At 70.9% G+C, this 21,812-nt stretch carries 21 protein-coding genes; 16 read left to right on the plus strand and 5 right to left on the minus strand.

Features of this window, described 5'->3' with window-relative positions:
- Window positions 1–23 precede the first annotated feature (23 nt).
- From ACIGFK_RS21485 to ACIGFK_RS21530, 10 genes are all read left to right on the plus strand, one after another.
- Window positions 24–461: a hypothetical protein gene (locus tag ACIGFK_RS21485; protein WP_376658938.1), complete on the plus strand. Its 438-nt coding sequence runs from the start codon at window positions 24–26 to the stop codon at window positions 459–461.
- Window positions 462–671: 210 nt separating this feature from the next.
- Complete coding sequence (gene atpB / locus ACIGFK_RS21490) at window positions 672–1,511, plus strand: F0F1 ATP synthase subunit A (RefSeq protein WP_376658952.1); 840 nt, start codon at window positions 672–674, stop codon at window positions 1,509–1,511.
- A 77-nt stretch (window positions 1,512–1,588) separates the two neighbouring features.
- The gene (gene atpE / locus ACIGFK_RS21495; protein ID WP_030857147.1) at window positions 1,589–1,822 is read left to right on the plus strand and encodes an ATP synthase F0 subunit C; all 234 of its coding nucleotides are present in this window, start codon (window positions 1,589–1,591) and stop codon (window positions 1,820–1,822) included.
- A gap of 70 nt (window positions 1,823–1,892) precedes the next feature.
- The gene (locus tag ACIGFK_RS21500) at window positions 1,893–2,405 is read left to right on the plus strand and encodes a F0F1 ATP synthase subunit B (RefSeq protein WP_376658939.1); all 513 of its coding nucleotides are present in this window, start codon (window positions 1,893–1,895) and stop codon (window positions 2,403–2,405) included.
- Window positions 2,402–3,217 (plus strand): F0F1 ATP synthase subunit delta, encoded by an 816-nt coding sequence (locus tag ACIGFK_RS21505; protein WP_376658940.1) that lies wholly within the window; start codon window positions 2,402–2,404, stop codon window positions 3,215–3,217. The genes ACIGFK_RS21500 and ACIGFK_RS21505 overlap by 4 nt, the downstream gene beginning before the upstream one ends.
- 130 nt (window positions 3,218–3,347) lie before the next feature.
- Window positions 3,348–4,943 (plus strand): F0F1 ATP synthase subunit alpha, encoded by a 1,596-nt coding sequence (atpA, locus tag ACIGFK_RS21510; protein ID WP_376658941.1) that lies wholly within the window; start codon window positions 3,348–3,350, stop codon window positions 4,941–4,943.
- A 20-nt stretch (window positions 4,944–4,963) separates the two neighbouring features.
- Window positions 4,964–5,881: a F0F1 ATP synthase subunit gamma gene (locus ACIGFK_RS21515; RefSeq protein WP_376658942.1), complete on the plus strand. Its 918-nt coding sequence runs from the start codon at window positions 4,964–4,966 to the stop codon at window positions 5,879–5,881.
- The gene (atpD, locus tag ACIGFK_RS21520) at window positions 5,881–7,323 is read left to right on the plus strand and encodes a F0F1 ATP synthase subunit beta (protein ID WP_054224704.1); all 1,443 of its coding nucleotides are present in this window, start codon (window positions 5,881–5,883) and stop codon (window positions 7,321–7,323) included. Before ACIGFK_RS21515 ends, atpD begins: the two co-directional genes overlap by 1 nt.
- A gap of 141 nt (window positions 7,324–7,464) precedes the next feature.
- Complete coding sequence (locus tag ACIGFK_RS21525) at window positions 7,465–7,839, plus strand: F0F1 ATP synthase subunit epsilon (RefSeq protein WP_329379191.1); 375 nt, start codon at window positions 7,465–7,467, stop codon at window positions 7,837–7,839.
- Between the two features lie 123 nt (window positions 7,840–7,962).
- Window positions 7,963–8,409: a DUF2550 domain-containing protein gene (locus ACIGFK_RS21530; RefSeq protein ID WP_376658943.1), complete on the plus strand. Its 447-nt coding sequence runs from the start codon at window positions 7,963–7,965 to the stop codon at window positions 8,407–8,409.
- Between the two features lie 128 nt (window positions 8,410–8,537).
- Here the strand turns inward: ACIGFK_RS21530 and ACIGFK_RS21535 are convergent, their stop codons facing one another.
- Window positions 8,538–10,442, minus strand: coding sequence for a glycosyl hydrolase family 18 protein (locus tag ACIGFK_RS21535; protein ID WP_376658944.1), 1,905 nt, complete (start codon window positions 10,440–10,442; stop codon window positions 8,538–8,540).
- A 394-nt stretch (window positions 10,443–10,836) separates the two neighbouring features.
- Between ACIGFK_RS21535 and ACIGFK_RS21540 the strand changes: the two genes are divergently transcribed.
- Together ACIGFK_RS21540 and ACIGFK_RS21545 are read left to right on the plus strand one after the other, a co-directional pair.
- Window positions 10,837–11,592, plus strand: a complete 756-nt coding sequence (locus tag ACIGFK_RS21540; RefSeq protein WP_376658945.1) for a DUF6777 domain-containing protein — start codon at window positions 10,837–10,839, stop codon at window positions 11,590–11,592.
- A 6-nt stretch (window positions 11,593–11,598) separates the two neighbouring features.
- Window positions 11,599–13,023, plus strand: coding sequence for a hypothetical protein (locus tag ACIGFK_RS21545; RefSeq protein WP_400053156.1), 1,425 nt, complete (start codon window positions 11,599–11,601; stop codon window positions 13,021–13,023).
- 22 nt (window positions 13,024–13,045) lie between these two features.
- Here ACIGFK_RS21545 and ACIGFK_RS21550 read toward each other — a convergent pair whose 3' ends face one another.
- On the minus strand, window positions 13,046–13,690 hold the full coding sequence (locus ACIGFK_RS21550) for a response regulator (RefSeq protein ID WP_376658947.1): 645 nt from the start codon (window positions 13,688–13,690) through the stop codon (window positions 13,046–13,048).
- The gene (locus ACIGFK_RS21555; RefSeq protein WP_400053158.1) at window positions 13,687–14,871 is read right to left on the minus strand and encodes a sensor histidine kinase; all 1,185 of its coding nucleotides are present in this window, start codon (window positions 14,869–14,871) and stop codon (window positions 13,687–13,689) included. The genes ACIGFK_RS21550 and ACIGFK_RS21555 overlap by 4 nt, the downstream gene beginning before the upstream one ends.
- 162 nt (window positions 14,872–15,033) lie before the next feature.
- Between ACIGFK_RS21555 and ACIGFK_RS21560 the strand changes: the two genes are divergently transcribed.
- On the plus strand, window positions 15,034–15,600 hold the full coding sequence (locus ACIGFK_RS21560) for a hypothetical protein (RefSeq protein WP_376658949.1): 567 nt from the start codon (window positions 15,034–15,036) through the stop codon (window positions 15,598–15,600).
- On the opposite strand, the gene ACIGFK_RS21565 is transcribed toward ACIGFK_RS21560, so the two are convergent.
- Window positions 15,597–16,169 (minus strand): cob(I)yrinic acid a,c-diamide adenosyltransferase, encoded by a 573-nt coding sequence (locus ACIGFK_RS21565; protein ID WP_376658950.1) that lies wholly within the window; start codon window positions 16,167–16,169, stop codon window positions 15,597–15,599. The two genes, ACIGFK_RS21560 and ACIGFK_RS21565, sit on opposite strands and share 4 nt — an antisense overlap.
- A 318-nt stretch (window positions 16,170–16,487) precedes the next feature.
- On the opposite strand from ACIGFK_RS21565, the gene ACIGFK_RS21570 reads away from it, so the two are divergent.
- From ACIGFK_RS21570 to ACIGFK_RS21580, 3 genes are all read left to right on the plus strand, one after another.
- A complete protein-coding gene (locus tag ACIGFK_RS21570; RefSeq protein WP_030708166.1) occupies window positions 16,488–17,336 on the plus strand; it encodes a 3-hydroxyacyl-CoA dehydrogenase family protein in 849 nt (282 codons plus the stop codon).
- A 197-nt stretch (window positions 17,337–17,533) separates the two neighbouring features.
- Window positions 17,534–17,857: an STAS domain-containing protein gene (locus tag ACIGFK_RS21575; RefSeq protein WP_030153791.1), complete on the plus strand. Its 324-nt coding sequence runs from the start codon at window positions 17,534–17,536 to the stop codon at window positions 17,855–17,857.
- A 202-nt stretch (window positions 17,858–18,059) separates the two neighbouring features.
- The gene (locus ACIGFK_RS21580) at window positions 18,060–20,897 is read left to right on the plus strand and encodes an ATP-binding protein (RefSeq protein WP_400053161.1); all 2,838 of its coding nucleotides are present in this window, start codon (window positions 18,060–18,062) and stop codon (window positions 20,895–20,897) included.
- A 33-nt stretch (window positions 20,898–20,930) separates the two neighbouring features.
- Here ACIGFK_RS21580 and nucS read toward each other — a convergent pair whose 3' ends face one another.
- A complete protein-coding gene (nucS, locus tag ACIGFK_RS21585) occupies window positions 20,931–21,602 on the minus strand; it encodes an endonuclease NucS (protein ID WP_376658830.1) in 672 nt (223 codons plus the stop codon).
- Window positions 21,603–21,812 lie beyond the last annotated feature (210 nt).

The raw sequence follows: 21,812 nt of genomic DNA on the forward strand, positions 1-21,812 counted from the left end.
ACCACCACGCGGAGCAAACCGCCATGCGGTCAAACGACGTCCGATCTCTCCTGCAAGCCGCCGTGCCCACGGCTGTCGCCGGCGCTGTCGCCGCTGCGATCAGTGCCGTCGTGGCCGGTGGCAAGGGGGCGCTCGGTGCCGTCATCGCGACGCTGCTGGTGATCCTGTTCATGGGCATCGGATTCGTCGTCCTGCAGCGCACGGCGAAATCGCTTCCGCATCTCTTCCAGGCCATGGGGCTCATGCTCTACGCGGCCCAGATCCTGCTGCTCTTCGTCTTTCTCGCCGCGTTCAAGAACACCACTCTGTTCAACCCCAAGGCCTTCGCGATCACGCTCGTGGCGACCACCCTCGTGTGGATCGCCGCGCAGACCCGTGCTCACATGAAGGCCAAGATCCTTTACGTGGAACCGGACTCGACGCCGGGCGACAAGCCCGGAAATTCGGGGCCGAAGACGTGAAGGGTAGGGCCGGGATAAGTGCGCGTTCGAGATCCTGCTATCGTCCGGTGCCATATGCGGCACTGCGGGCGCGGGCACCTGAGCTGACGCCTGTTCCATCGCGAGGCTCGATGCCTGACTGCCGCCCCACCATCCGTAACACCAGTCCAGTGCCGAACCGCGGCTTCTCGCCGCGCCGACACAACGAGGTTGCCGTACCTATGCGCCACGCTGAAGGAGCCCGCGGTGAGTGCTGACCCGACGCAGGTCCTCGCCTTCGAGACCGACTGTCACATCTTCGACGGATGTGGCTTCCCCGGACCGGGCCTGCACTCGTTCCTCTTCGAGCCGCTGTGGGGCGAGCCCGGCACCACCAGCACGTACTTCAACAAGCCGATGCTGCTGGCCCTCCTGGGCTCCCTGATCATCGTGGGCTTCTTCTGGGCCGCCTTCGGCAAGCCGAAGGTCGTCCCCGGCAAGCTGCAGATGGTCGCCGAGGCCGGCTACGACTTCGTGCGCCGCGGGATCGTCTACGAGACGCTGGGCAAGAAGGAGGGCGAGAAGTACGTCCCCTTCATGGTCTCGCTGTTCTTCTTCGTGTGGATCCTGAACGTCTGGTCGATCGTCCCCGTGGCCCAGTTCCCGGTGACCGCGATCATCGCGTACCCGGCCATCCTCGCCGCGATCGTGTACTTCATCTGGATGTCGGTGACCTTCAAGCGTCACGGCTTCGTCGGCGGCTTCAAGAACCTGACGGGCTACGACAAGTCGCTCGGCCCGGTCCTCCCGCTGGTCATGGTCATCGAGTTCTTCTCGAACGTCCTGGTGCGCCCGTTCACCCACGCGGTCCGACTCTTCGCGAACATGTTCGCCGGTCACACCCTGCTGCTGCTCTTCACGATCGCCAGCTGGTACCTGCTGAACGGCATCGGCATCGCCTACGCGGGTGTCTCGTTCGTGATGGTGATCGTGATGACCGCCTTCGAGCTCTTCATCCAGGCTGTCCAGGCGTACGTCTTCGTCCTCCTGGCCTGCAGCTTCATCCAGGGCGCGCTCGCCGAGCACCACTGAGTCGGCCCACTCCCAAACCCCCTTGTCGTCCGGTGGCCAACCCCCACCGGATCCGTGAAAGAGAAGGAAGAACTGGCATGTCCCAGATCCTCGCCGCCGCCGAAGGCGTCACCGGTTCCCTCAGCTCCGTTGGTTACGGCCTCGCGGCCATCGGCCCCGGCGTCGGCGTCGGCATCATCTTCGGTAACGGCACCCAGGCCCTCGCCCGCCAGCCCGAGGCCGCCGGTCTGATCCGCGCCAACCAGATCCTCGGTTTCGCCTTCTGTGAGGCGCTCGCCCTCATCGGTCTGGTCATGCCGTTCGTCTACTAAGACGAACCGCACCCACTAGTCCGATTAGACGAAAGGCACTGATGTGAACCTCCTGGTTCTCGCGGCTGAGATGGAAAACCCTCTCATCCCGCCGATCCCCGAGCTCGTCATCGGTCTGATCGCCTTCGTCATCGTCTTCGGTTTCCTCGCGAAGAAGCTCCTCCCGAACATCAACAAGGTTCTGGACGAGCGCCACGCGGCGATCGAGGGCGGTATCGAGAAGGCAGAAGCCGCTCAGACCGAGGCTCAGAGCGTTCTGGAGCAGTACAAGGCCCAGCTCGCCGAAGCCCGGCACGAGGCCGCGCGCCTGCGCCAGGAAGCGCTGGAGCAGGGCACTGCGCTCAAGGAAGAACTGCGCGCAGAGGGCCAGCGGCAGCGTGAGGAGATCATCGCTGCCGGCCACGCCCAGATCGCGGCCGACCGCAAGGCCGCCGCTCAGGCGCTGCGCCAGGACGTCGGCAAGCTTGCCACCGACCTGGCCGGAAAGCTCGTCGGCGAGTCCCTCGAGGACCACGCCCGGCAGAGCCGTACGATCGACCGCTTCCTCAGCGAGCTTGAGGAGAAGGCCGAGGCGGCCCGATGAACGGAGCGAGCCGCGAGGCGCTGGCCTCCGCGCGCGAGCGTCTCGACGCGCTGACGGACAACTCGTCCGTCGACGCGGCGAAGCTCGCCGGCGAGCTGGCAGCCGTCACCGCGCTGCTCGACCGTGAGGTCTCGCTGCGTCGGGTCATCACGGACCCGGCGCAGTCCGGTGAGGCCAAGGCCGAGCTGGTGGGCCGACTGCTGTCCGGCCAGGTGGGCGGGGAGACCCTCGACCTGGTGTCCGGTATGGCGCGGTCCCGCTGGTCGCAGTCCCGTGACCTGGTGGACTCGCTGGAGGAGCTGGCGGCCACCGCCGACCTCACGGCGGCCCAGAAGGCCGGCGCGCTCGACGACGTCGAGGACGAGGTGTTCCGCTTCGGGCGGATCGTCTCCTCGAACACCGAGCTGCGTGCCGCGCTGACCGACCGTGCGGCCACCGCCTCCGCCAAGAGCGAGCTGCTGCGCAGCCTGCTCGGCGGCAAGGCGAACGCCGTCACCGAGCGCCTGGTGACGCGTCTCGTCACGCACCCGCGTGGACGTAGCCTGGAAGCGGGACTGGAGTCCCTTTCCACGCTCGCCGCCGAGCGCCGCAACCGCATGGTCGCCACCGTGACCACCGCGGTTCCGCTCAGCGACGTGCAGAAGCAGCGTCTCGGCGCGGTGCTGGCGAAGCTGTACGGCCGCCAGATGCACCTGAACCTCGACGTGGACCCCGCGGTCCTCGGCGGAATCCAGGTGCGGGTCGGTGACGAGGTCATCGACGGCACCATCGCGGAGCGCCTCACCGAGGCGACCCGTCGCATGGCCGGCTGACCAGCCACCAACTAGAACAACGCATTCCTAGCGGCCCGGTTGGGCCGTGCAGAACTTGCAGAAGATTCCTGGGGGTCGCCCCCAGACCCCTAAGAAGCTTCAGGCCCAACAAGGAGAGCAGGGAACCCAGATGGCGGAGCTCACGATCCGGCCGGAGGAGATCCGGGACGCACTGGAGAACTTTGTCCAGTCGTACCAGCCGGACGCGGCCTCGCGCGAGGAGGTCGGAACGGTCAGCGTTGCCGGCGACGGCATCGCGAAGGTGGAGGGCCTGCCCTCCGCCATGGCGAACGAGCTGCTGAAGTTCGAGGACGGCACCCTCGGTCTCGCCCTCAACCTCGAGGAGCGCGAGATCGGTGCGATCGTCCTCGGCGAGTTCAGCGGTATCGAGGAGGGCCAGCCGGTGCACCGCACCGGTGAGGTTCTCTCCGTAGGCGTCGGCGAGGGTTACCTCGGCCGCGTTGTCGACCCGCTCGGCAACCCGATCGACGGCCTCGGCGAGATCGCGACCGAAGGCCGCCGCGCCCTCGAGCTGCAGGCCCCGGGCGTAATGGTCCGTAAGTCGGTGCACGAGCCCATGCAGACCGGCTACAAGGCCGTCGACGCGATGGTGCCGATCGGCCGTGGCCAGCGTCAGCTGATCATCGGCGACCGTCAGACGGGTAAGACCGCTCTGGCCGTCGACACGATCATCAACCAGCGTGACAACTGGCGCTCCGGCGACGTGAACAAGCAGGTCCGCTGCATCTACGTCGCCATCGGCCAGAAGGGCTCGACCATCGCGTCCGTTCGCGGCGCCCTGGAAGAGGCCGGCGCGCTCGAGTACACGACGATCGTCGCGGCCCCGGCGTCCGACCCGGCCGGCTTCAAGTACCTGGCGCCGTACACCGGTTCCGCCATCGGCCAGCACTGGATGTACGCCGGCAAGCACGTCCTGATCATCTTCGACGACCTGTCGAAGCAGGCCGACGCCTACCGCGCCGTGTCGCTGCTGCTGCGCCGCCCGCCGGGCCGTGAGGCCTACCCGGGTGACGTCTTCTACCTGCACTCCCGTCTGCTGGAGCGCTGCGCGAAGCTGTCCGACGAGATGGGTGCCGGTTCGATGACCGGTCTGCCGATCGTCGAGACCAAGGCGAACGACGTGTCGGCGTTCATCCCGACCAACGTCATCTCCATCACCGACGGCCAGTGCTTCCTGGAGTCCGACCTGTTCAATGCGGGCCAGCGCCCGGCGCTGAACGTCGGTATCTCGGTCTCCCGCGTCGGTGGCTCCGCCCAGCACAAGGCCATGAAGCAGGTTTCGGGTCGTCTCCGCGTCGACCTGGCCCAGTACCGCGAGCTCGAGGCGTTCGCCGCCTTCGGTTCCGACCTGGACGCCGCGTCGAAGGCCTCGCTGGAGCGCGGCAAGCGCATGGTCGAGCTGCTGAAGCAGGGCCAGTACCAGCCGATGCCCGTCGAGGAGCAGGTCGTCTCCGTCTGGGCCGGCACCACCGGCAAGATGGACGACGTCCCGGTCAACGACATCCGTCGCTTCGAGTCGGAGCTGCTGGAGCACCTGCGCCGCGAGCGCAAGGACCTCCTCACCTCCATCGCCGACGGCGGCAAGATGTCGGACGACACCCTGGGTTCGATCGCGGACGCCATCGCCGCCTTCAAGCGGCAGTTCGAGACCTCGGACGGAAAGCTCCTGGGCGAGGACGTTCCGGCCGTCAACGTCTCCAAGTGACGACGGAAGGGACCTGACTCATGGGAGCGCAGCTCCGGGTCTACAAGCGTCGCATCCGTGCCATCACGGCGACCAAGAAGATCACCAAGGCGATGGAGATGATCGCCGCCTCGCGCATCGTCAAGGCGCAGCGCAAGGTGGCGGCGTCGATGCCGTACGCGACCGAGCTCACCCGTGCGGTGACCGCGGTGGCGACCGGTTCGAACACCAAGCACGCCCTGACCACCGAGGTCGAGGCGCCGACCCGCGCCGCGATCGTGCTCATCACGAGCGACCGCGGTCTGGCCGGCGGCTACTCCTCGAACGCCATCAAGCAGGCGGACCGGCTCACCGAGCGGCTGCGGGCTGAGGGCAAGGAGGTCGACAGCTACATCGTCGGCCGCAAGGGTGTCGCCTACTACGGCTTCCGTGAGCGCAAGGTCACGGACTCGTGGACCGGCTTCACCGACAGCCCGACCTACGCCGACGCCAAGCGCGTCGCGGCGCCGCTGATCGAGGCCATCCAGCTGGAGACGGCCGAGGGTGGTGTCGACGAGCTGCACATCGTCTTCACGGAATTCGTGTCGATGATGACGCAGAACGCGGTGGACGGCCGGATGCTGCCGCTCAGCCTCGAGAAGGCTGCGGAGGAGGACGGTGCGAAGGGCGAGATCCTTCCGCTGTTCGAGTTCGAGCCGTCGGCGGAGGACGTCCTCGACGCCCTTCTGCCGCGCTACGTCGAGAGCCGTGTCTACAACGCACTGCTGCAGTCGGCCGCTTCCGAGCACGCCGCCCGCCGCCGCGCGATGAAGTCGGCGACCGACAACGCCGGAGACCTCATCAAGAGCCTCTCCCGGCTTGCCAACGCGGCCCGCCAGGCCGAAATCACCCAGGAAATCAGCGAGATCGTCGGTGGCGCCAGCGCCATGGCCGACGCGACCGCGGGGAGTGACAAGTAATGACGACCTCTGTTGAGACGGCCGCCGCCACGGGCCGCGTCGCCCGGGTCATCGGCCCGGTCGTCGACGTGGAGTTCCCCGTCGACGCGATGCCCGACATCTACAACGCGCTGAAGGTCCAGGTCGCCGACCCGGCCGAGGACGGCGCGCTCAAGACGCTGACCCTTGAGGTCGCCCAGCACCTGGGTGACGGCCTGGTCCGCACCATCTCGATGCAGCCCACCGACGGTCTGGTCCGCCAGGCCCCGGTGACCGACACGGGCGAGGGCATCACCGTCCCCGTCGGTGACTTCACCAAGGGCAAGGTGTTCAACACCCTGGGTGAGGTGCTCAACTACCCCGAGGCGAACGCCGAGGTCACCGAGCGCTGGCCCATCCACCGCAAGGCCCCGAGCTTCGACGAGCTCGAGTCCAAGACGGAGATGTTCGAGACCGGCGTCAAGGTCATCGACCTTCTCACCCCGTACGTCAAGGGTGGAAAGATCGGTCTGTTCGGTGGTGCCGGTGTCGGCAAGACCGTTCTGATCCAGGAAATGATCTACCGCGTCGCCAACAACCACGACGGTGTGTCGGTGTTCGCGGGCGTCGGTGAGCGTACCCGTGAGGGCAACGACCTCATCGAGGAAATGGGCGACTCGGGCGTCATCGACAAGACCGCCCTTGTCTTCGGCCAGATGGACGAGCCCCCGGGCACCCGTCTGCGCGTCGCGCTCGCCGGTCTGACCATGGCGGAGTACTTCCGCGATGTTCAGAAGCAGGACGTGCTGTTCTTCATCGACAACATCTTCCGGTACACCCAGGCCGGTTCCGAGGTGTCGACCCTGCTCGGCCGCATGCCCTCCGCGGTGGGTTACCAGCCGAACCTGGCCGACGAGATGGGTCTCCTCCAGGAGCGCATCACCTCGACCCGTGGTCACTCGATCACCTCCATGCAGGCGATCTACGTCCCCGCGGACGACCTGACCGACCCGGCGCCGGCGACCACCTTCGCCCACCTCGACGCGACGACGGTTCTCTCCCGTCCGATCTCCGAGAAGGGCATCTACCCGGCCGTGGACCCGCTGGACTCGACGTCCCGCATCCTCGACCCGCGGTACATCGCGGCGGACCACTACGCGGCCGCCATGCGTGTCAAGGGGATCCTGCAGAAGTACAAGGACCTCCAGGACATCATCGCGATCCTCGGTATCGACGAGCTGGGCGAGGAGGACAAGCTCGTTGTCCACCGTGCCCGTCGCGTCGAGCGCTTCCTGTCGCAGAACACCCACGTGGCGAAGCAGTTCACCGGCGTGGACGGTTCGGACGTTCCGCTCGACGAGTCGATCACCGCGTTCAACGCGATCTGCGACGGTGACTACGACCACTTCCCCGAGCAGGCGTTCTTCATGTGCGGTGGCATCGAGGACCTGAAGGCCAACGCCAAGGAGCTGGGCGTCTCCTGATCCGGCGCGCTCCGCGAGGAGCGCATCCGGTTCGCAGGTTTCGAAGGAGAGGGGCGGGTGCGTCCCGTCCCTCTCCCCACGCCCATTAGAATTTGACCCAACACCCGGCTGACCCGCCGGGTGGTGACCCGAGGAGCCACCTTGGCTGCTGAGCTGCACGTCGAGCTGGTCGCGGCGGACCGCAATGTATGGTCCGGCGAGGCCACCCTTGTTGTCGCCCGCACCACGTCCGGCGACATCGGCGTCATGCCCGGTCACCAGCCGCTTCTCGGTGTGCTGGAATCGGGCCCGGTGACCATCCGTACCAGCGAGGGCGGCACCGTCGTCGCCGCGGTGCACGGCGGATTCATCTCGTTCGCGGACAACAAGCTGTCCCTGCTGGCCGAGATCGCCGAGCTCGCGGACGAGATTGACGTCCAGCGCGCGGAGCGGGCACTGGAGCGCGCCAAGTCGGACGCCGATGCGGCATCCGAGCGACGCGCCGAAGTCCGGCTGCGCGCCGTCGCGGGGCACTGAGCCCCGTACCAAAGTGTGAAACCTCAGCCGCGGTCCGTTCCGGAATTTTCCGGAGCGGGTCGCGGCTGAGGCGATGCAGGTCTGTTTTTCGTCTGTATTCGATGAGCGAGGAGGTCGGTGAAGATGCTCCTCGCTCTGCTTGTGAGCGGCCTGGTCGTAGCCCTGGTGGTGATCGGGCTGTTTGTGTTCGGGCTGCGCCGCCGGCTCATCCAGCGCTCCGGCGGGACCTTCGACTGCAGCCTGCGCTGGGGCGTGGCCGAGGAGCCCGACGTCTCCGGCAAGGGCTGGGTGTACGGGGTCGCCCGCTACGGCGGTGACCGCATCGAGTGGTTCCGCGTGTTCAGCTACTCGCACCGCCCGCGCCGGGTTCTGGAACGGGCCTCCATCGAGGTGATCGCGCGCCGCGCGCCCGAGGGCGAGGAAGAGCTGGCCCTGCTGTCCGACGCCGTCGTGCTCGGCTGTCTCCACCAGGGGACCCGCCTTGAGCTCGCGATGAGCGAGGACGCGCTGACCGGGTTCCTCGCGTGGCTGGAGGCCGCGCCGCCCGGGCAACGGGTGAATGTCGCGTAAAAATTCCTTGCCCGTTGGCTGGGGTCCCCCCGGACGAAGTCTGGGGGAGGGTGAACGTGGCCTGATCGATCGCAGGCGTGGAGAAGCCGGGAAGACGGGGGCGGACCCGTCTTCCCGGCTTCCGTCCTTTACTGGAGACCGGTGTGGATCGCGTTCGCGAGCTCACCGTTCGTGGTGTCGCCGCTGAACTCCCAGAAGAAGGCGCCCTTCAGGCCCTGCTGCTTGGCCCAGGTCATCTTCCCGGCGATGGTGGCGGGGGTGTCGTAGCTCCACCAGTTGCTGCCGCACTTGGCGTAGGCCGTGCCGGCGACGGTGCCGGTGGCCGGGCAGCTGCTCTTGAGCACCTTGTAGTCCTCGATGCCCTGCTCGTAGGTGCCCTGCGCGGGGCCGGTGGCGGTGCCGCCCGGTGCGGCCTGGGTGACGCCGGTCCAGCCGCGGCCGTAGAAGCCGATGCCGAGGTTGAGCTTGGAGCCGGGGATGCCCTTGCCCTTGAGCTTGGTGATGGCCGCCTCGGAGTTGAAGCCGGCGATCGGGATGCCGGTGTAGGAGGTGAGCGGGGAGTGCGGGGCGGTCGGGCCCTTCGCGTCCCAGGCGCCGAAGAAGTCGTACGTCATGACGTTGTAGAAGTCCGCGTACTGTGCGGCGCCCGCGTAGTCGGCGAGGTCGAGCTTGCCGCCGTTGGAGCCGTCGGCGGAGATCGCGGCGGTGACCAGGTTGGAGCCGCCGAACTTGGTGCGCAGCGCCGACATCAGGTTCTTGAACGCGGCCGCGCCGCTGGTGTCGCAGGACAGACCGCAGGCGTTCGGGTACTCCCAGTCGATGTCGATGCCGTCGAAGACGTCGGCCCAGCGCGGGTCCTCGACCAGGTTGTAGCAGGACTGGGCGAAGGCGGCCGGGTTGGCGGCGGCCTGGCCGAAGCCGCCGGACCAGGTCCAGCCGCCGAAGGACCACAGCACCTTGATGTTCGGGTACTGCTTCTTCAGCTTGCGCAGCTGGTTGAAGTTGCCGCGCAGCGGCTGGTCCCAGTTGTCGGCGACGCCGTCGACGCTCTGGTCGGCGGTGTAGGCCTTGTCGTAGTCGGCGTAGGCGTCACCGATGGTGCACGCGCCGTTCTGGACGTTGCCGAAGGCGTAGTTGATGTGGGTGATCTTCGCGGCCGAGCCGGAGGTGACCAGGTTCTTCACGTGGTAGTTGCGGCCGTAGACGCCCCACTCGGTGAAGTAGCCGAGCTTGACCGGGCCGCCGGGCTGCGGGGGCTCGGTGGTGCCGCCGGTGGTGCTGACCGTGAGGCTGCCGGAGGAGGGGCCGGTCTGGTCGATGGTGTCGCGGGCGGTGACGGAGTAGGTGTAGGCGGTGGCCTTGGTGAGGCCGGAGTCCGCGTACGTGGTGCCGGTGACCGTCGCGATCTTCGCGCCGCCGCGGTAGACGTCGTAGTTCTTGACGCCCTTGTCGTCGGTTGCCGCGCCCCAGCTCAGGGTCAGCGAGGTCTCGGTGACCCCGGTCGCGGTGGGGGTGCCCGGTGCGGTGGGGGGAGTGTCACCGGGCTGGGTGGTGCCGTCGCAGGAGCCGCCGTTGACCTTGCAGCCGCTGGGGGAGCCGCCGCCGGTGCCGTTGAAGCCGAAGCTGGCGGTGGCGCCGGGGGCGAGGGTGCCGTTCCAGCCGACGTTCTTGCCGGTCCAGTGGGTGCCGGAGCTGGTGACGGTGGCGTCCCAGGCGGAGGTGACGGCGGTGCCGGCGGGGTAGTCCCACTCGACGGTCCACGAGCTGATCGTGGTGGTGCCGGTGTTCTTGATCGTCCACTTGCCCTCGAAGCCGGTGCCCCAGTCGGAGACCTTGGTGTACGTCGCGGTCGCGGAAGCGGCGGCCTGGGCCGGCCCGGCGAGCGCGACGAGCCCGGTGACGGGCACGGCGAGGGCGGCTACGACGGCCGCGACTCTGGTGAAGAACCGGCTGCGCCTGGTGCGGGGTGGGGATGCTGTGCTCAAGGGTGCTCCTCCGTAGGTCCGTCTCCGTCGTGGGGCCGACGTCGACATGGGGGTGGGACCTGCGCCGCCCGTGAGCACGCTTTGTCATGGCACGCTCACCACAGTGTTGCGGTGAGACTAGAAAGGTCTGGACCAACCGTCAAGAGGTCCAGACCGGTGCGGGGCCGGCGTGAAGGGGCCGGGCGGGTCGGGCGGGGGCTGCTTGACATTGCTCGGCGGGCGGCGAAACGTGGATTGCGCAAACACGTGGGATGTGTCGTCCATGTCGGATCCTCGTCGGATCGGATCCGCGTCCACCGAGCCTTCCGCGCCTCCTCCCGGCCCGCTGTCCGAGGCGCCGCCGCCACCGCCGCCCCCGCCGTCACCCCCGTCACCCCCATCTCTGCCCGAAGGGAAGGCGCCGACAGGTCCGCACCGCCAGTGGCCACGCCGGGTCCTGGTCGTGGTCGGCCTGGTCTCGGCGGCCTTGTCGGCCGGCCTGTTCTTCCTCGGCAGGCAGGCCCAGCAGCAGCACGGGGAGATCCTCCTGCAGCCGGCCGGCACGCCGGGCCGCGATCCGTTCACCCCGTCCCTGGCCAGTGCCACGCCCGCCCGTACGGCGGGCGGCGCCGACCACGCGGCTGCGGACGGCCCGCGGACCCCTGGGAACGTGGCCGTGACCAGCCACTACGGGAACGAGTCCGGCCTCTTCGGCGGGGTCCGGAAGGGTGCCGCCTGCGACCCGAGCCGTCTGGTGGACTTCCTGAGCCGGAACCAGGGCCGCGGCCAGGCGTGGGCCGGGGCCCTCGGCATGGCTGCGGCCGACATCCCCCGGTACGTGAAGTGGCTCACCCCGGCGCTGCTTACCGAGGACACCCGGGTCACGGACCACCGCTATCACGACGGCCGGGCGGTGCCGCACCAGGCGGTACTGCAGGACGGCACGGCCGTACTGCTGGACTGGTACGGGGTGCCGCGCGTGCGATGTGACGGCGGCAATCCGCTGCTCGAGCCGGTGGTGGTCGACAGGCCGGTCTACTCCGGGCCGCAGTGGGCCGGATTCGAACCCGGCAGGATGATCGTCGTGGTCCCCTCCCCGCAGCCGCTGCGGGGTGTGGTGCTGACCGACGTGACCACGGGGGAACGGTTCGGCCGGCCGGTGGGCGGTACCGGCCCCACAGACAGGGCGCCGGCCGGGACGGCCGGCTCATCCAGGTGATGTGTCATGACCCCCGAAGAACTCATGCGGATGTCGGCTCAGCAGCTGCAGGACATGAACCTCACTCCTGAGGAGTTGAAAGCGCTCAACCCGGGTCAGCTGCGAACAGTCGCTTTGAAGATCGCTCAGGGATCGCGGCAGGCCAAGCAGCTGATTCCTGAGCTGGAGAAAGACGTTGCGTGGTTCGAGAAGCAGTTCGCTCACAACAGTGCAAGGGTTTCCCGCCTCTCCCAGCTGCCCGGCGACGACCCGGCGAGAGTCATGATGCGCGATGCCGAGAGGTTGACGGGCCAGGCCAGCGACAACCTGATCGACAAGCGCAAGGAGCTCGCGAACGCGCGGGCGGTGTTCGAGAGGGCACAGCAAAACCGGCAGGTGTACCAGCAGGTGAGCCAGCTGCGCGCCGCTGCGGGCGAGGCTGCGGGAGCGGCTGAAGAGGTTCGTGAGGCGGCGGGGGGCGCGGAACCGAGCCGTCTGGCGTCGCTCGCGCAGCGCCTCTGGAGCAGCGCCCCCGTCCAGTGGGTCAGGGGCGTGGTGGACAAGGGAGCGAACGGGTTCGTGCAGGGCGTGCGCGTGGTGCGCAACGGCGTGGTGAACGTCGTGAACGTCGTCTGGCCGCCGCTCAGGAACGCCGGAGCGTCGATCTTCTCCGCCGCGGGAGCCCTGCTCACCGCGGCGAGGTCAGGCGTCGCTGCTATTGGTGCTGCGGTCGTCCGCGGTTACCCGGGCGGCGTGCCCGGGATCATCGCCTCGGTCGGCGTGCTCGTGCTCGCGGGTGCGGGTGCCTGGGCGTGGAGCGCCTCCAACGCACCCGCCCCCGACCACCCCCCGACCGCGCCGGCGCCGGTCGTGCCGCCGGGCGAACACCCGCCGGGCGAGCTCCCGCCCGCGGAGCAGCCACCGCCGGCCGAGCAGCCCCCGGCGGAGCAGCCTCCGGCCGAGCGGCCTCCTGTGCTGCCGCCTCCGGCGGAGCAGCCTCCGGCCGAGCAGCCGCCCGTGGTGCCACCTCCGGCGGAGCAGCCGCCCGTGGAGCAGCCGCCGGAGCCGCAGGTCGTGCCTCCCCCGGTCGCCCCGCCGCAGCCGGAGCCCCAGCAGCCGGAGCCCCAGCAGCCGGAGCCCCAGCACCCGGAGCCCCAGCAGCCGGAGCCGGTCGCGCCCCCGCCGGCTGTACCTCCCCAGCCCGAGCCCGCGCACCCCGAGCCCCAGCACCCCGTGCCTCCTCCGGTCGCCCCGCCGCAGCCCGAGCCCCAGCACCCGGAGCCGGTCGTACCTCCGCCGGCCGTGCCGCCGCAGCCCGAGCCCGCGCACCCCGAGCCCCAGCAGCCCGAGCCCGTGGCCCCCGAGCCTCAGCCGCTCGTGCCGCAGCCCGTCGAGCCTCAGCCCGTGGTGCCGCCACCCCAGCCACCGCCCGACGGCCGGCCCGGCCAGTGACCACGGGCGGCGGAATCCGCACCTAGAGGCCCAACTCCTGCGCCAGTACGGCCGCTTGGAGGCGGCTGCGGAGTTCCAGCTTGCCCAGGAGGCGGCTCACATGCGTCTTCGCCGTCGCCTCCGCCATGTCCAGCCTTACGGCGATCTCCGCGTTCGACAGCCCCTCGCCCAGGCAGGACAGCACCTCGCGCTCCCGTCGGGTCAGCGTCTCCAGGGCGGGCGGTGCGGCGGGCCTCGCCGGGCGCGCCGGAGCCGCGAACTCCGCGATCAGCCGCCGCGTCACCGCCGGGGAGATCAGGCCCTCCCCGCGCGCCACGGTCCGTACGGCCCCGATCAGCTCCGCCGCCTCCGCGTTCTTCAGCAGGAAGCCCGCAGCGCCTGCCCGCAGCGCCCCGAACACGTACTCGTCCAGGTCGAAGGTGGTCAGCACCAGTACGTCCGCCAGGCCCTCCGAGACGACCTGGCGGGTCGCCGACACCCCGTCGAGCCGCGGCATCTGCACGTCCATGAGCACGAGGTCCGGCCCCAGTTCCCGGGCCAGGCGCACCGCCTCCTCCCCGTCGGCGGCCTCGCCCACCACCTCGATGTCGCCCGCGCTGCGCAGGATGAGCACCAGCCCCGCCCGCACCGCGCTCTGGTCCTCCGCCACCACCACCCGGATGGTCATGCCTCCACCACCTCCATCTCCGCGGGCAGTGTCGCCCGCACCTGCCACGCCGCTCCGCTGCGGCCCGCCGTGAACTCCCCGCCGAGCAGTTCCGCCCGCTCCCGCATGCCGACCAGCCCGGCCCCGGAACCCGGCGCGCGGGGGCCGGGTCGCTCCCCGTACGGGGAGTCCACGGCCACCGTCAGCGCGTCGGAGGTGCGTGCCACGCGGACCGTGACCGTGCCCGGGCAGGCGTGCTTGACGGCGTTGGTCAGCGACTCCTGGACGATCCTGTACGCCGCCAGCTCCACCGGGGCCGGCAGGGCCCGGCCGGGGGGCCGCTCGTCGGCGAGCACGAAGTCCAGCCCGCTCGCCGATCCATTCGTCCGGGCCTGTTCCACGAGGGCCTCCAGCCCGTCCAGGGAGGGCACGGCGGCCGCCTCCTGCTCCGCCCCCGCGTCGCGCAGCAGCCCGATCAACCGTCGCATTTCGGCCAGCCCCTGCACGCTGTTCTCCCGGATCACCCCGAGCGCGTCCCGGCTGGTCTCCGCCCGGTCGATGGAGAGCGCGGCGGTGGAGTGGATGGCGATGGCGGAGAGGTGGTTGGCCACCATGTCGTGCAGTTCCCGCGCCATCCGCGCCCGCTCGGCGGCAACGGCCTGGCTGCGGTCCATCTCGGCCAGCAGCGCGGTCTGCTCGGCGCTCAGCCGGGCGGCCTCGGCGGCCTCGCGGTGGTTGCGCAGGGTGGCGCCGGTCAGCGCCGGGGCGAAGCACACGATGCCGGTGATCACGCCGATCAGCAGGGCCTGCGGGGTGCGCAGCCAGGCCACCGAGGCGATGGTGACGATGACGGTGATCAGCCCGGTGGAGACCGGGAGCCGCCGGGCCGTGGACGGTTTTCCGTAGACGACGGCGGCGTACATCAGATCGGTGAAGATCACGACGGTGGCGAGGCTGCCGACCGTGAACTGGTCGGCGATCACCCCGGCGGTCCCGACGGCCAGGGTCAGCGACGGCCTGGTGCGGCGCAGCAGCTCCATGGAACCGAGGGCCACGAGGGGCACCAGGGCGGCCCAGTCGGGCAGGAGGTGCCGGCTGCCGTTGCTGTAGATCCCGAGCGACCAGAACACGAGGCCGACGAGCACGCTGAACACCGCCAGCAGGACGTCGTCGCGGTGGGGGCGCAGGCTCTTCGTGGTCACGGACCCATCCAACAGGGTGTGCGGGCCGCGCACGTCGGCGCAGGGGCCGAGGCGCGGCTACATCGAAGGGTGCAGCCACGGGTCGTCAGCGGCGACGACGCGAGCGGCCCGGCGGGACGGGAGCCTGGGAGGGAACCGGGAACCTGGTGGAGGGAGAGTTCCGTGATCGTCACGCTGATCATCGCCTGCGAGGTCGGCTTCTGGGTGCTGCTGGTCGCCGGCCTGGCCCTGCGCTACCTCGCGCGGATGCCCCGGCTGGGCGCGGCCGTGCTGCTGTGCGAACCGCTGATGGAGCTGGTCCTGCTGGTGGTGACCACGCTGGACCTGAAGAACGGTGCCGAACCTGACTGGAAGCACGGCCTCGCCGCCCTGTACATCGGCTACACCGTCGCCTACGGCCATTACACGGTGAAGTGGCTCGACGGCCACGCCGGCTACCGGCTGGCCGGGGGACCGAAGCCGCCCGGCGCCGGGTACGGGAAGGCCCGCGCGGTCCACGAGTGGAAGCTGTGGATCCGTACGGTCGTCGGCGCGGCCGTGGCCCTCGGCCTGCTCCAGGCCGCCATCTGGTACGTGGGCGAGGCCGGGGACGTCAGTTCCCTCAAGGCGTGGCAGTACGGCGCCCTGCGGGCGGTCGGCATCCACGCCCTGATCGCCGCCACGTACACGATCTGGCCGAAAAAGGCTCCCGTGCCGCAGAGCCTCCAGTGTTCCGGTCGGAGCAACTAGCGCTCGCCGCCGGGCACCCACAGCACGTCGCCGACCTCCTTGTTGGCCACCCGGGCCAGGATGAACAGCAGGTCGGACAGGCGGTTGAGGTAGGTCGCGGTCAGCGGGTTCATCACCTCGCCGTGCACCTCCAGCGCCGCCCAGGTGGAGCGCTCGGCCCGCCGGACCACCGTGCAGGCCTGGTGCAGCAGGGCCGCGCCCGGGGTGCCGCCGGGGAGGATGAAGCTGCGCAGCTTCTCCACCTGCTCCAGGAAGGTGTCGCAGTCCGCCTCGAGCTTGTCGACGTAGAACTGCTCCACGCGCAGCGGCGGGTACTCCGGGTTCTCGACGACCGGGGTGCACAGGTCCGCGCCGACGTCGAAGAGGTCGTTCTGCACGCGGACCAGGACCTTGACGACCTCCACGGACAGGCCGCCGAGCGCGATCGCCGTCCCGATGGCCGCGTTGGCCTCGTTGGCGTCGGCGTACGCGGAGATCCGCAGGTCGGTCTTGGCCGTGCGGCTCATGTCGCCGAGGGCGGTCGTGCCCTTGTCGCCGGTACGGGTGTAGATGCGCGTCAGGTTCACCATGCGGCCAGCGTAGACGGGGCCGCTGGGGAAATTACGGGCGCGGTGGCGGCCGTCGGCGTCCGGCTGCGCGAGCCGGCCCGCCGGTTGGGGGACGACGGCGCCGACACGTATGCCGACACGGACGCCGGCACCTGCGACGCATGAACTGTGAGGCAGCGCACGGCTGCTGGGCCGGACCGGTGTGATGTCCGTCATTTGAGACGTGACGCGTGTTACTTCGCGGTCACTCCGCGCCGCCCGGGCGCTAGTCTCCGCCGGAGTGGCTACGAGACCGGGCCCTGACGGGGCCGGGGTCCAATCGAAAACTTGGGGTGTGCAGTGGCTGGGAAGCTCGCCGTCATCGGTGCCGGGCTGATGGGTTCCGGAATCGCTCAGGTCTCCGCTCAGGCAGGTTGGGACGTCGTGCTGCGCGACGTCACCGACGCGGCGCTGACCCGGGGCACGGACGGGATCAAGGCCTCGTACGACAAGTTCGTCTCCAAGGGCAAGCTGACCGCCGAGGACGCCGAGGCCGCGCTCGCCCGCATCACGACGACCACCGACCTCGACGCCGTCGCCGACGTGGACATCGTCGTCGAGGCCGCCTTCGAGAAGATCGAGATCAAGCACGAGATCTTCCGCGCCCTCGACAAGATCGTGCGCGAGGACGCGATCCTCGCCTCCAACACCTCCGCCATCCCGATCACCAAGATCGCAGCCGTGACGGAGCGTCCGGAGCGGGTCGTCGGCGCGCACTTCTTCTCGCCCGTCCCGATGATGCAGCTCTGCGAGCTCGTCCGCGGCTACAAGACGAGCGACGAGACCCTCGCCACCACCCGCGCCTTCGCCGAGTCCGTCGGCAAGACCTGCATCGTCGTCAACCGCGACGTCGCCGGTTTCGTGACGACCCGTCTGATCTCCGCCCTGGTCGTCGAAGCCGCAAAGCTCTACGAATCGGGCGTCGCCTCCGCCGAGGACATCGACATCGCCTGCAAGCTGGGCTTCGGACACGCGATGGGCCCGCTGGCCACCGCCGACCTCACCGGCGTCGACATCCTGCTCCACGCCACCAGCAACATCTACACCGAGTCGCAGGACGAGAAGTTCGCGCCGCCGGAGCTCATGCGCCGGATGGTGGACGCCGGTGACATCGGCCGCAAGAGCGGACAGGGCTTCTACAAGCACTGAGCCGCCGGGCCCCGGCCGGGCCCAGCGGGTCCGGCCACTGAGCACCACCGTTCGAATGCCATCACCCGTCGGGGTGAATTAGGTATCGGTTCGCTCACGGTCGGCAACTTCCCTGCCCGCAAGGCAGTCAGTTGCAGTGAGAGTTGCCGACCACGGACCAATCGGACCATACGTACGCGGTAATGCCGGGAGCACACATGCACATCAGGGGCGACCACGCCGAACTCGCTGTCGGGGGCCGCCTCGACGTGCGCAGCGCGGCGGACGCCCGTACGGCCCTCCACACCGCCCTCGACGACGGCCACGGCGACCTCGTGCTCGACCTCACCGGACTCGACTCGTGGGACGCCACCGGACTCGGCGTGATCATGGGAGCGCACCGGCGGGCCGGCCGGACCGGACGCCGCCTCGTCCTGCGCGGGGTGCCGCCCCAGATGCAGCGGCTGCTCGTCGCGACCCGGCTGCACCGGATCCTCGCGATCGAGGGCGGCCTGGAGGCGGAGTCCCTTCCCCGGGTCTGACCCGCCGCGACCCCCAAGCCTGCCACCTGCACATTTCCTGCGGAAACGTAACGGTCCGGTGGTGATGGCACCCCTGCGGTTCCCCGCACGACCGGCCACCGTCTAGGGTTCGGGCGGAAACCGGACCAGTAGCGAGAGCGGCGTGTGCGAAGGCCGGGCGGGAAGACGGCGACGGCGCGCAGCGCGATCGGGGGACTTGGTCATGGACCTTACGCAGGGGCAGACCGATCCGGAGGAGCGGTCCGGGGCAGCCGGGCGGTCCGCCCGGACTCCGGCGTCCGCGCCCGCCGCGCGGCTCGTCAGCCTGACCGCCGGCGAGTTCACCCTGGCCGTCAACCCCGTCGACGGCAGCGAGATCGAGCCGCTGCGCCCCGGCAGCGGGGCGAGCCGCCCCGCCAAGCGCGACGCGGCCTCCCGCGCCGCCCGGGACGCCGCCGCCCGCCCGCCCGCACTGCCCGGACCGCCCATACCCGTCCGGCCCCTCTTCGAGCGCGAGGAGGAGCGCGAGCGCCTCGTCCGGATGCTCGGCCGCGGCCGCTCCGTACGGCTGACCGGGCCCCCCGGATCCGGCCGCACCGCCCTGCTCGACGCGGTCGCCGCCCGCTGCGCGAACCTCGCGCCCGACGGCGTCGTACGGCTCTCCGGCCACGGGCACCAGCAGCCCGGCGAACTCCTCCAGGCGCTCTACTCGGCCGTGTACGAAGCCCCGCGCGAGCGGCCCGACCGGATCACGCTCCTCGCCCGCGTCCGCGAGATCGGCGCCATCGTCCTCCTCGACGACCTGGACATGGGCGGCAACGCCCTCGACGAACTGCTGCGCGCCACCCCCGAGTGCGCCTACCTGCTGGCCGCGACCCCCGAGACGAAGGCCCCCGGCGACGACGCGCACCTCGAAGAGGTCTTCCTCGGCGGCCTCGGCAAGGCCGGCTGCACGGCGCTGCTGGAGGCGGGCGTCGGACGCCCGCTGACCGAGCCGGAAGCCGCCTGGGCGGCCGACCTGCGGTTCGCCTCCGAGGGCCTGCCGCTGCGCTTCGTGCAGGCCGCCGCCCTGCTGCGGCAGCGCGACGAGCTCAACCACAGCGACGCGGACGACTTCGAGGACGAGCCCGGCGTCTTCGAGGAGCGCCCGCGCGACGGTGCGCACGTTCCGCTGCCCACGCTGGCCGAGGGCGCGGCCCCGGCCGAGCTGCTGGCCTCGAGGGTCAGCGAGTCGGCGCGGGCCGCCCTGCGGATCGCGTGCGCGCTCGGCGGCGAGATGCCGCACCACACGCACTTGCCGGCGCTGGTGGGGGACACCCACGCGGACTCGGCCGTGGCGGAACTGCTCGCCTGCGGGCTGCTGACCCCGGTCGGCGCCCGCTACCGGCTCGCCGAAGGCGTCGCACGCCAGCTGGAGGAGGCCGGGTACGGGGACACCGCCGCCGAGGAGGCCCGTACGGCCGCCCGGCACTACGCCTGGTGGACCGGGCACGCGTCGGTGACCCCCGAGCGGGTCGCGGTGGAGGCGGAGGCGGTACTCGCCGCGCTGGCCGGTGCGGACGTGGTGGCGGCCGTGCTGCTCGCGCGCACCGCGGCCCCGGCGTTCGCCGCCTCGCTGCACTGGGAGGCCTGGGAGCGCGTGCTGCGCGCGGGCGCGGAGGCCGCGCGCAAGGCGGGGGAGGTCGCCGAACAGGCGTACTTCCACCACGAACTCGGCGTGCTCGCCCTGTGCGAGGGGCGGCTGGACCGGGCACGGGCCGAGCTGGAGACCTCGATCGGGCTGCGCGGCGCGCTGGCCGACAAGCGGGGCACGGTGGCCGGGCGGCGCGCGCTGGCGCTGGTCGTGGACCGAGAGGCGGCCGGGGTGTCGTCGTCGCCGCCGCTCCGCCTGGAGGCTCCGGCGGCCGCAGGCGGCCCCGCGGGCCAGTCCGCTCCGGCCCTCCCGGCGCGCTGGGCGGGCGAGGGCGGTCCTGCGGGTGAGCCCGGTGCTGCTGCCGCCGCCCTCCCCGGGCCGGGCGGCGCGGCCGGACCCGCGGGCGGGGTCGTGCTGCGCGGGCCGGGAGCGGCCGACGGCGAGGGCGCGGCGGGCCGTGCGGGCGGTGCCGGCGCGGGCGGTGCGGCGGGGAACGCTGCTCCGGCCGGGCCGGGCGGCGCGACCGGTGGCGCCGGTGCGGCCGGCCTCGCGGCGGCCTGGACGGGTGCGGGCGGCGCTGCCCAGGCCGGTGGCACCGGTGGCGGGGTTGCACTGCGCGGGCCCGCTGTCGGCGGCCCCGGTGTCGCTGGTCCTGGTGTCGGCGGTCCCGGAGTCGGTGGCCCCGGCGTCGGTGGCCCCGGCGTCGGTGGCCCCGGCGTCGGTGGCCCCGGCGTCGGCGGGGGCCGGGGTGCTGCGGGTGGTCCTGGGGGTGCGAAGGAGCCGGGCCGTCCCGCCGGTGCCGCGGGGGTGACGTCGCCCCTGCCCGTGCCGGTCTCGCCGGAGGCGGTGACGCGGGTGACCCCCGTGGTGCCCGTGCTGCGGCGTACGGAGACGCCCACCACGCTGTCGGCGGTGTTCGAGGACGCCTTCCCGCTGGACCCGAAGCCGGTCGCCGCCCCCCGGCCGGAGCCCGTCGCGGGGCCCGCCGCGGACCACGGCCGCCGCCGCAAGGCGCTGCTGGCCGCGGCCGGTGCGCTGACGGTGGTGGCACTGGGCACCGTGGTGAGCCTGGCCATGAGCTCCGAGGACACCGCGCCCCCGGCGAAGGGTCCCGCGGTGTCGGGGAACCCGACGCGGGTCGCCCCGTCCTCGGCGCCCGGCACCACCGACCCGGCCGAACAGCCGCCGGTGGCGCCCGCGACCTCGGAATCCCCGGCTCCGGGGGAGAGCACCGCCCAGAGCACCCCGGGCAGGTCCCCGTCGCGGCGGCCGTCCTCGACCCCGCCGAAGTCCCAGCCGCCGTCGTCGGTCTCGCCGCCGGTGACGTCCGCGAACCCGACGCCCACGCAGTCGAGCGCGTCCCCGTCGGTGTCGGTCTCCCCGTCCGCGTCGGCCCCGGAGACCGTCCCGCCGCCCGTCACCCCGTAGGGCGGCGGGGGCGGCCGGGCGGCCCGGAACCCGTCAGAACAGGCGGAGCTTGTCGTCCTCGATGCCGCGCAGGGCGTCGTAGTCCAGAACCACGCAGTCCATGCCGCGGTCCGTCGCCAGCACCTTCGCCTGCGGCTTGATCTCCTGCGCCGCGAACACGCCCCGGACCGGGGCCAGGTGCGGGTCGCGGTTCAGCAGTTCCAGGTAGCGGGTCAGCTGCTCGACGCCGTCGATCTCGCCGCGCCGCTTGATCTCCACGGCCACGGTCGCGCCGGAGGCGTCCCGGCACAGGATGTCCACCGGGCCGATCGCCGTCATGTACTCGCGCCGGACCAGCGTGTAGCCCTCGCCCAGCGTTTCGATGCGGTCCGCGAGGAGCTCCTGGAGGTGGGCCTCCACACCGTCCTTGATCAGGCCGGGGTCGATGCCGAGCTCGTGGGAGGAGTCGTGGAGGACTTCCTCCATGGTGATGATGAGCTTCTCGCCCGCCTTGTTGACGACCGTCCAGACACCGGCCTCGTCACCGCTCCCCTCCTTGAGGGTGCACGGAGGCGACATCCAGTTGAGCGGTTTGTACGCCCGGTCGTCCGCGTGGATCGAGACACTGCCGTCAGCCTTCACGAGGATCAGACGGGGTGCCGAGGGCAGATGGGCGGTGAGCCGGCCCGCGTAGTCGACGGAGCAGCGGGCAATGACGAGACGCATGGTCGGCAACGCTACTCGACCGACGGGCCTCCACGCGATTCGCCCCTGAAAGCCCCCTTCGCCGATGGCGCGTTGTATGCGCATTCTCCTGGTGCGTCACCCATGGGGCGCCTACCGTGGTGAGCGGGAGGTTGCGGAGCGTGCACGCTGCGTCGCGATCTCCTTCCCTGCCCGTAAGGCTCCGGCAACCCAATCGGCCGGGGCCGCGAG

It is taken from the genome of Streptomyces sp. NPDC085524, assembly GCF_044541755.1.
Classification (GTDB): Bacteria; Actinomycetota; Actinomycetes; order Streptomycetales; family Streptomycetaceae; genus Streptomyces.

What these genes read in the sequence shown, in the direction of transcription:
- ACIGFK_RS21485 (WP_376658938.1), top strand. Translation starts at nt 24, where the DNA reads ATGCGGTCAAACGACGTCCGATCTCTCCTGCAAGCCGCCGTGCCCACG.
- ACIGFK_RS21515 (WP_376658942.1), top strand. Translation starts at nt 4,964, where the DNA reads ATGGGAGCGCAGCTCCGGGTCTACAAGCGTCGCATCCGTGCCATCACG.
- ACIGFK_RS21535 (WP_376658944.1), bottom strand. Translation starts at nt 10,442, where the DNA reads ATGTCGACGTCGGCCCCACGACGGAGACGGACCTACGGAGGAGCACCC.
- ACIGFK_RS21550 (WP_376658947.1), bottom strand. Translation starts at nt 13,690, where the DNA reads ATGACCATCCGGGTGGTGGTGGCGGAGGACCAGAGCGCGGTGCGGGCG.
- atpD (WP_054224704.1), top strand. Translation starts at nt 5,881, where the DNA reads ATGACGACCTCTGTTGAGACGGCCGCCGCCACGGGCCGCGTCGCCCGG.
- ACIGFK_RS21580 (WP_400053161.1), top strand. Translation starts at nt 18,060, where the DNA reads ATGGACCTTACGCAGGGGCAGACCGATCCGGAGGAGCGGTCCGGGGCA.
- nucS (WP_376658830.1), bottom strand. Translation starts at nt 21,602, where the DNA reads ATGCGTCTCGTCATTGCCCGCTGCTCCGTCGACTACGCGGGCCGGCTC.
- ACIGFK_RS21565 (WP_376658950.1), bottom strand. Translation starts at nt 16,169, where the DNA reads ATGGTGAACCTGACGCGCATCTACACCCGTACCGGCGACAAGGGCACG.
- ACIGFK_RS21505 (WP_376658940.1), top strand. Translation starts at nt 2,402, where the DNA reads ATGAACGGAGCGAGCCGCGAGGCGCTGGCCTCCGCGCGCGAGCGTCTC.
- ACIGFK_RS21500 (WP_376658939.1), top strand. Translation starts at nt 1,893, where the DNA reads ATGGAAAACCCTCTCATCCCGCCGATCCCCGAGCTCGTCATCGGTCTG.
- atpA (WP_376658941.1), top strand. Translation starts at nt 3,348, where the DNA reads ATGGCGGAGCTCACGATCCGGCCGGAGGAGATCCGGGACGCACTGGAG.
- ACIGFK_RS21545 (WP_400053156.1), top strand. Translation starts at nt 11,599, where the DNA reads ATGACCCCCGAAGAACTCATGCGGATGTCGGCTCAGCAGCTGCAGGAC.
- atpE (WP_030857147.1), top strand. Translation starts at nt 1,589, where the DNA reads ATGTCCCAGATCCTCGCCGCCGCCGAAGGCGTCACCGGTTCCCTCAGC.
- ACIGFK_RS21575 (WP_030153791.1), top strand. Translation starts at nt 17,534, where the DNA reads ATGCACATCAGGGGCGACCACGCCGAACTCGCTGTCGGGGGCCGCCTC.
- ACIGFK_RS21530 (WP_376658943.1), top strand. Translation starts at nt 7,963, where the DNA reads ATGCTCCTCGCTCTGCTTGTGAGCGGCCTGGTCGTAGCCCTGGTGGTG.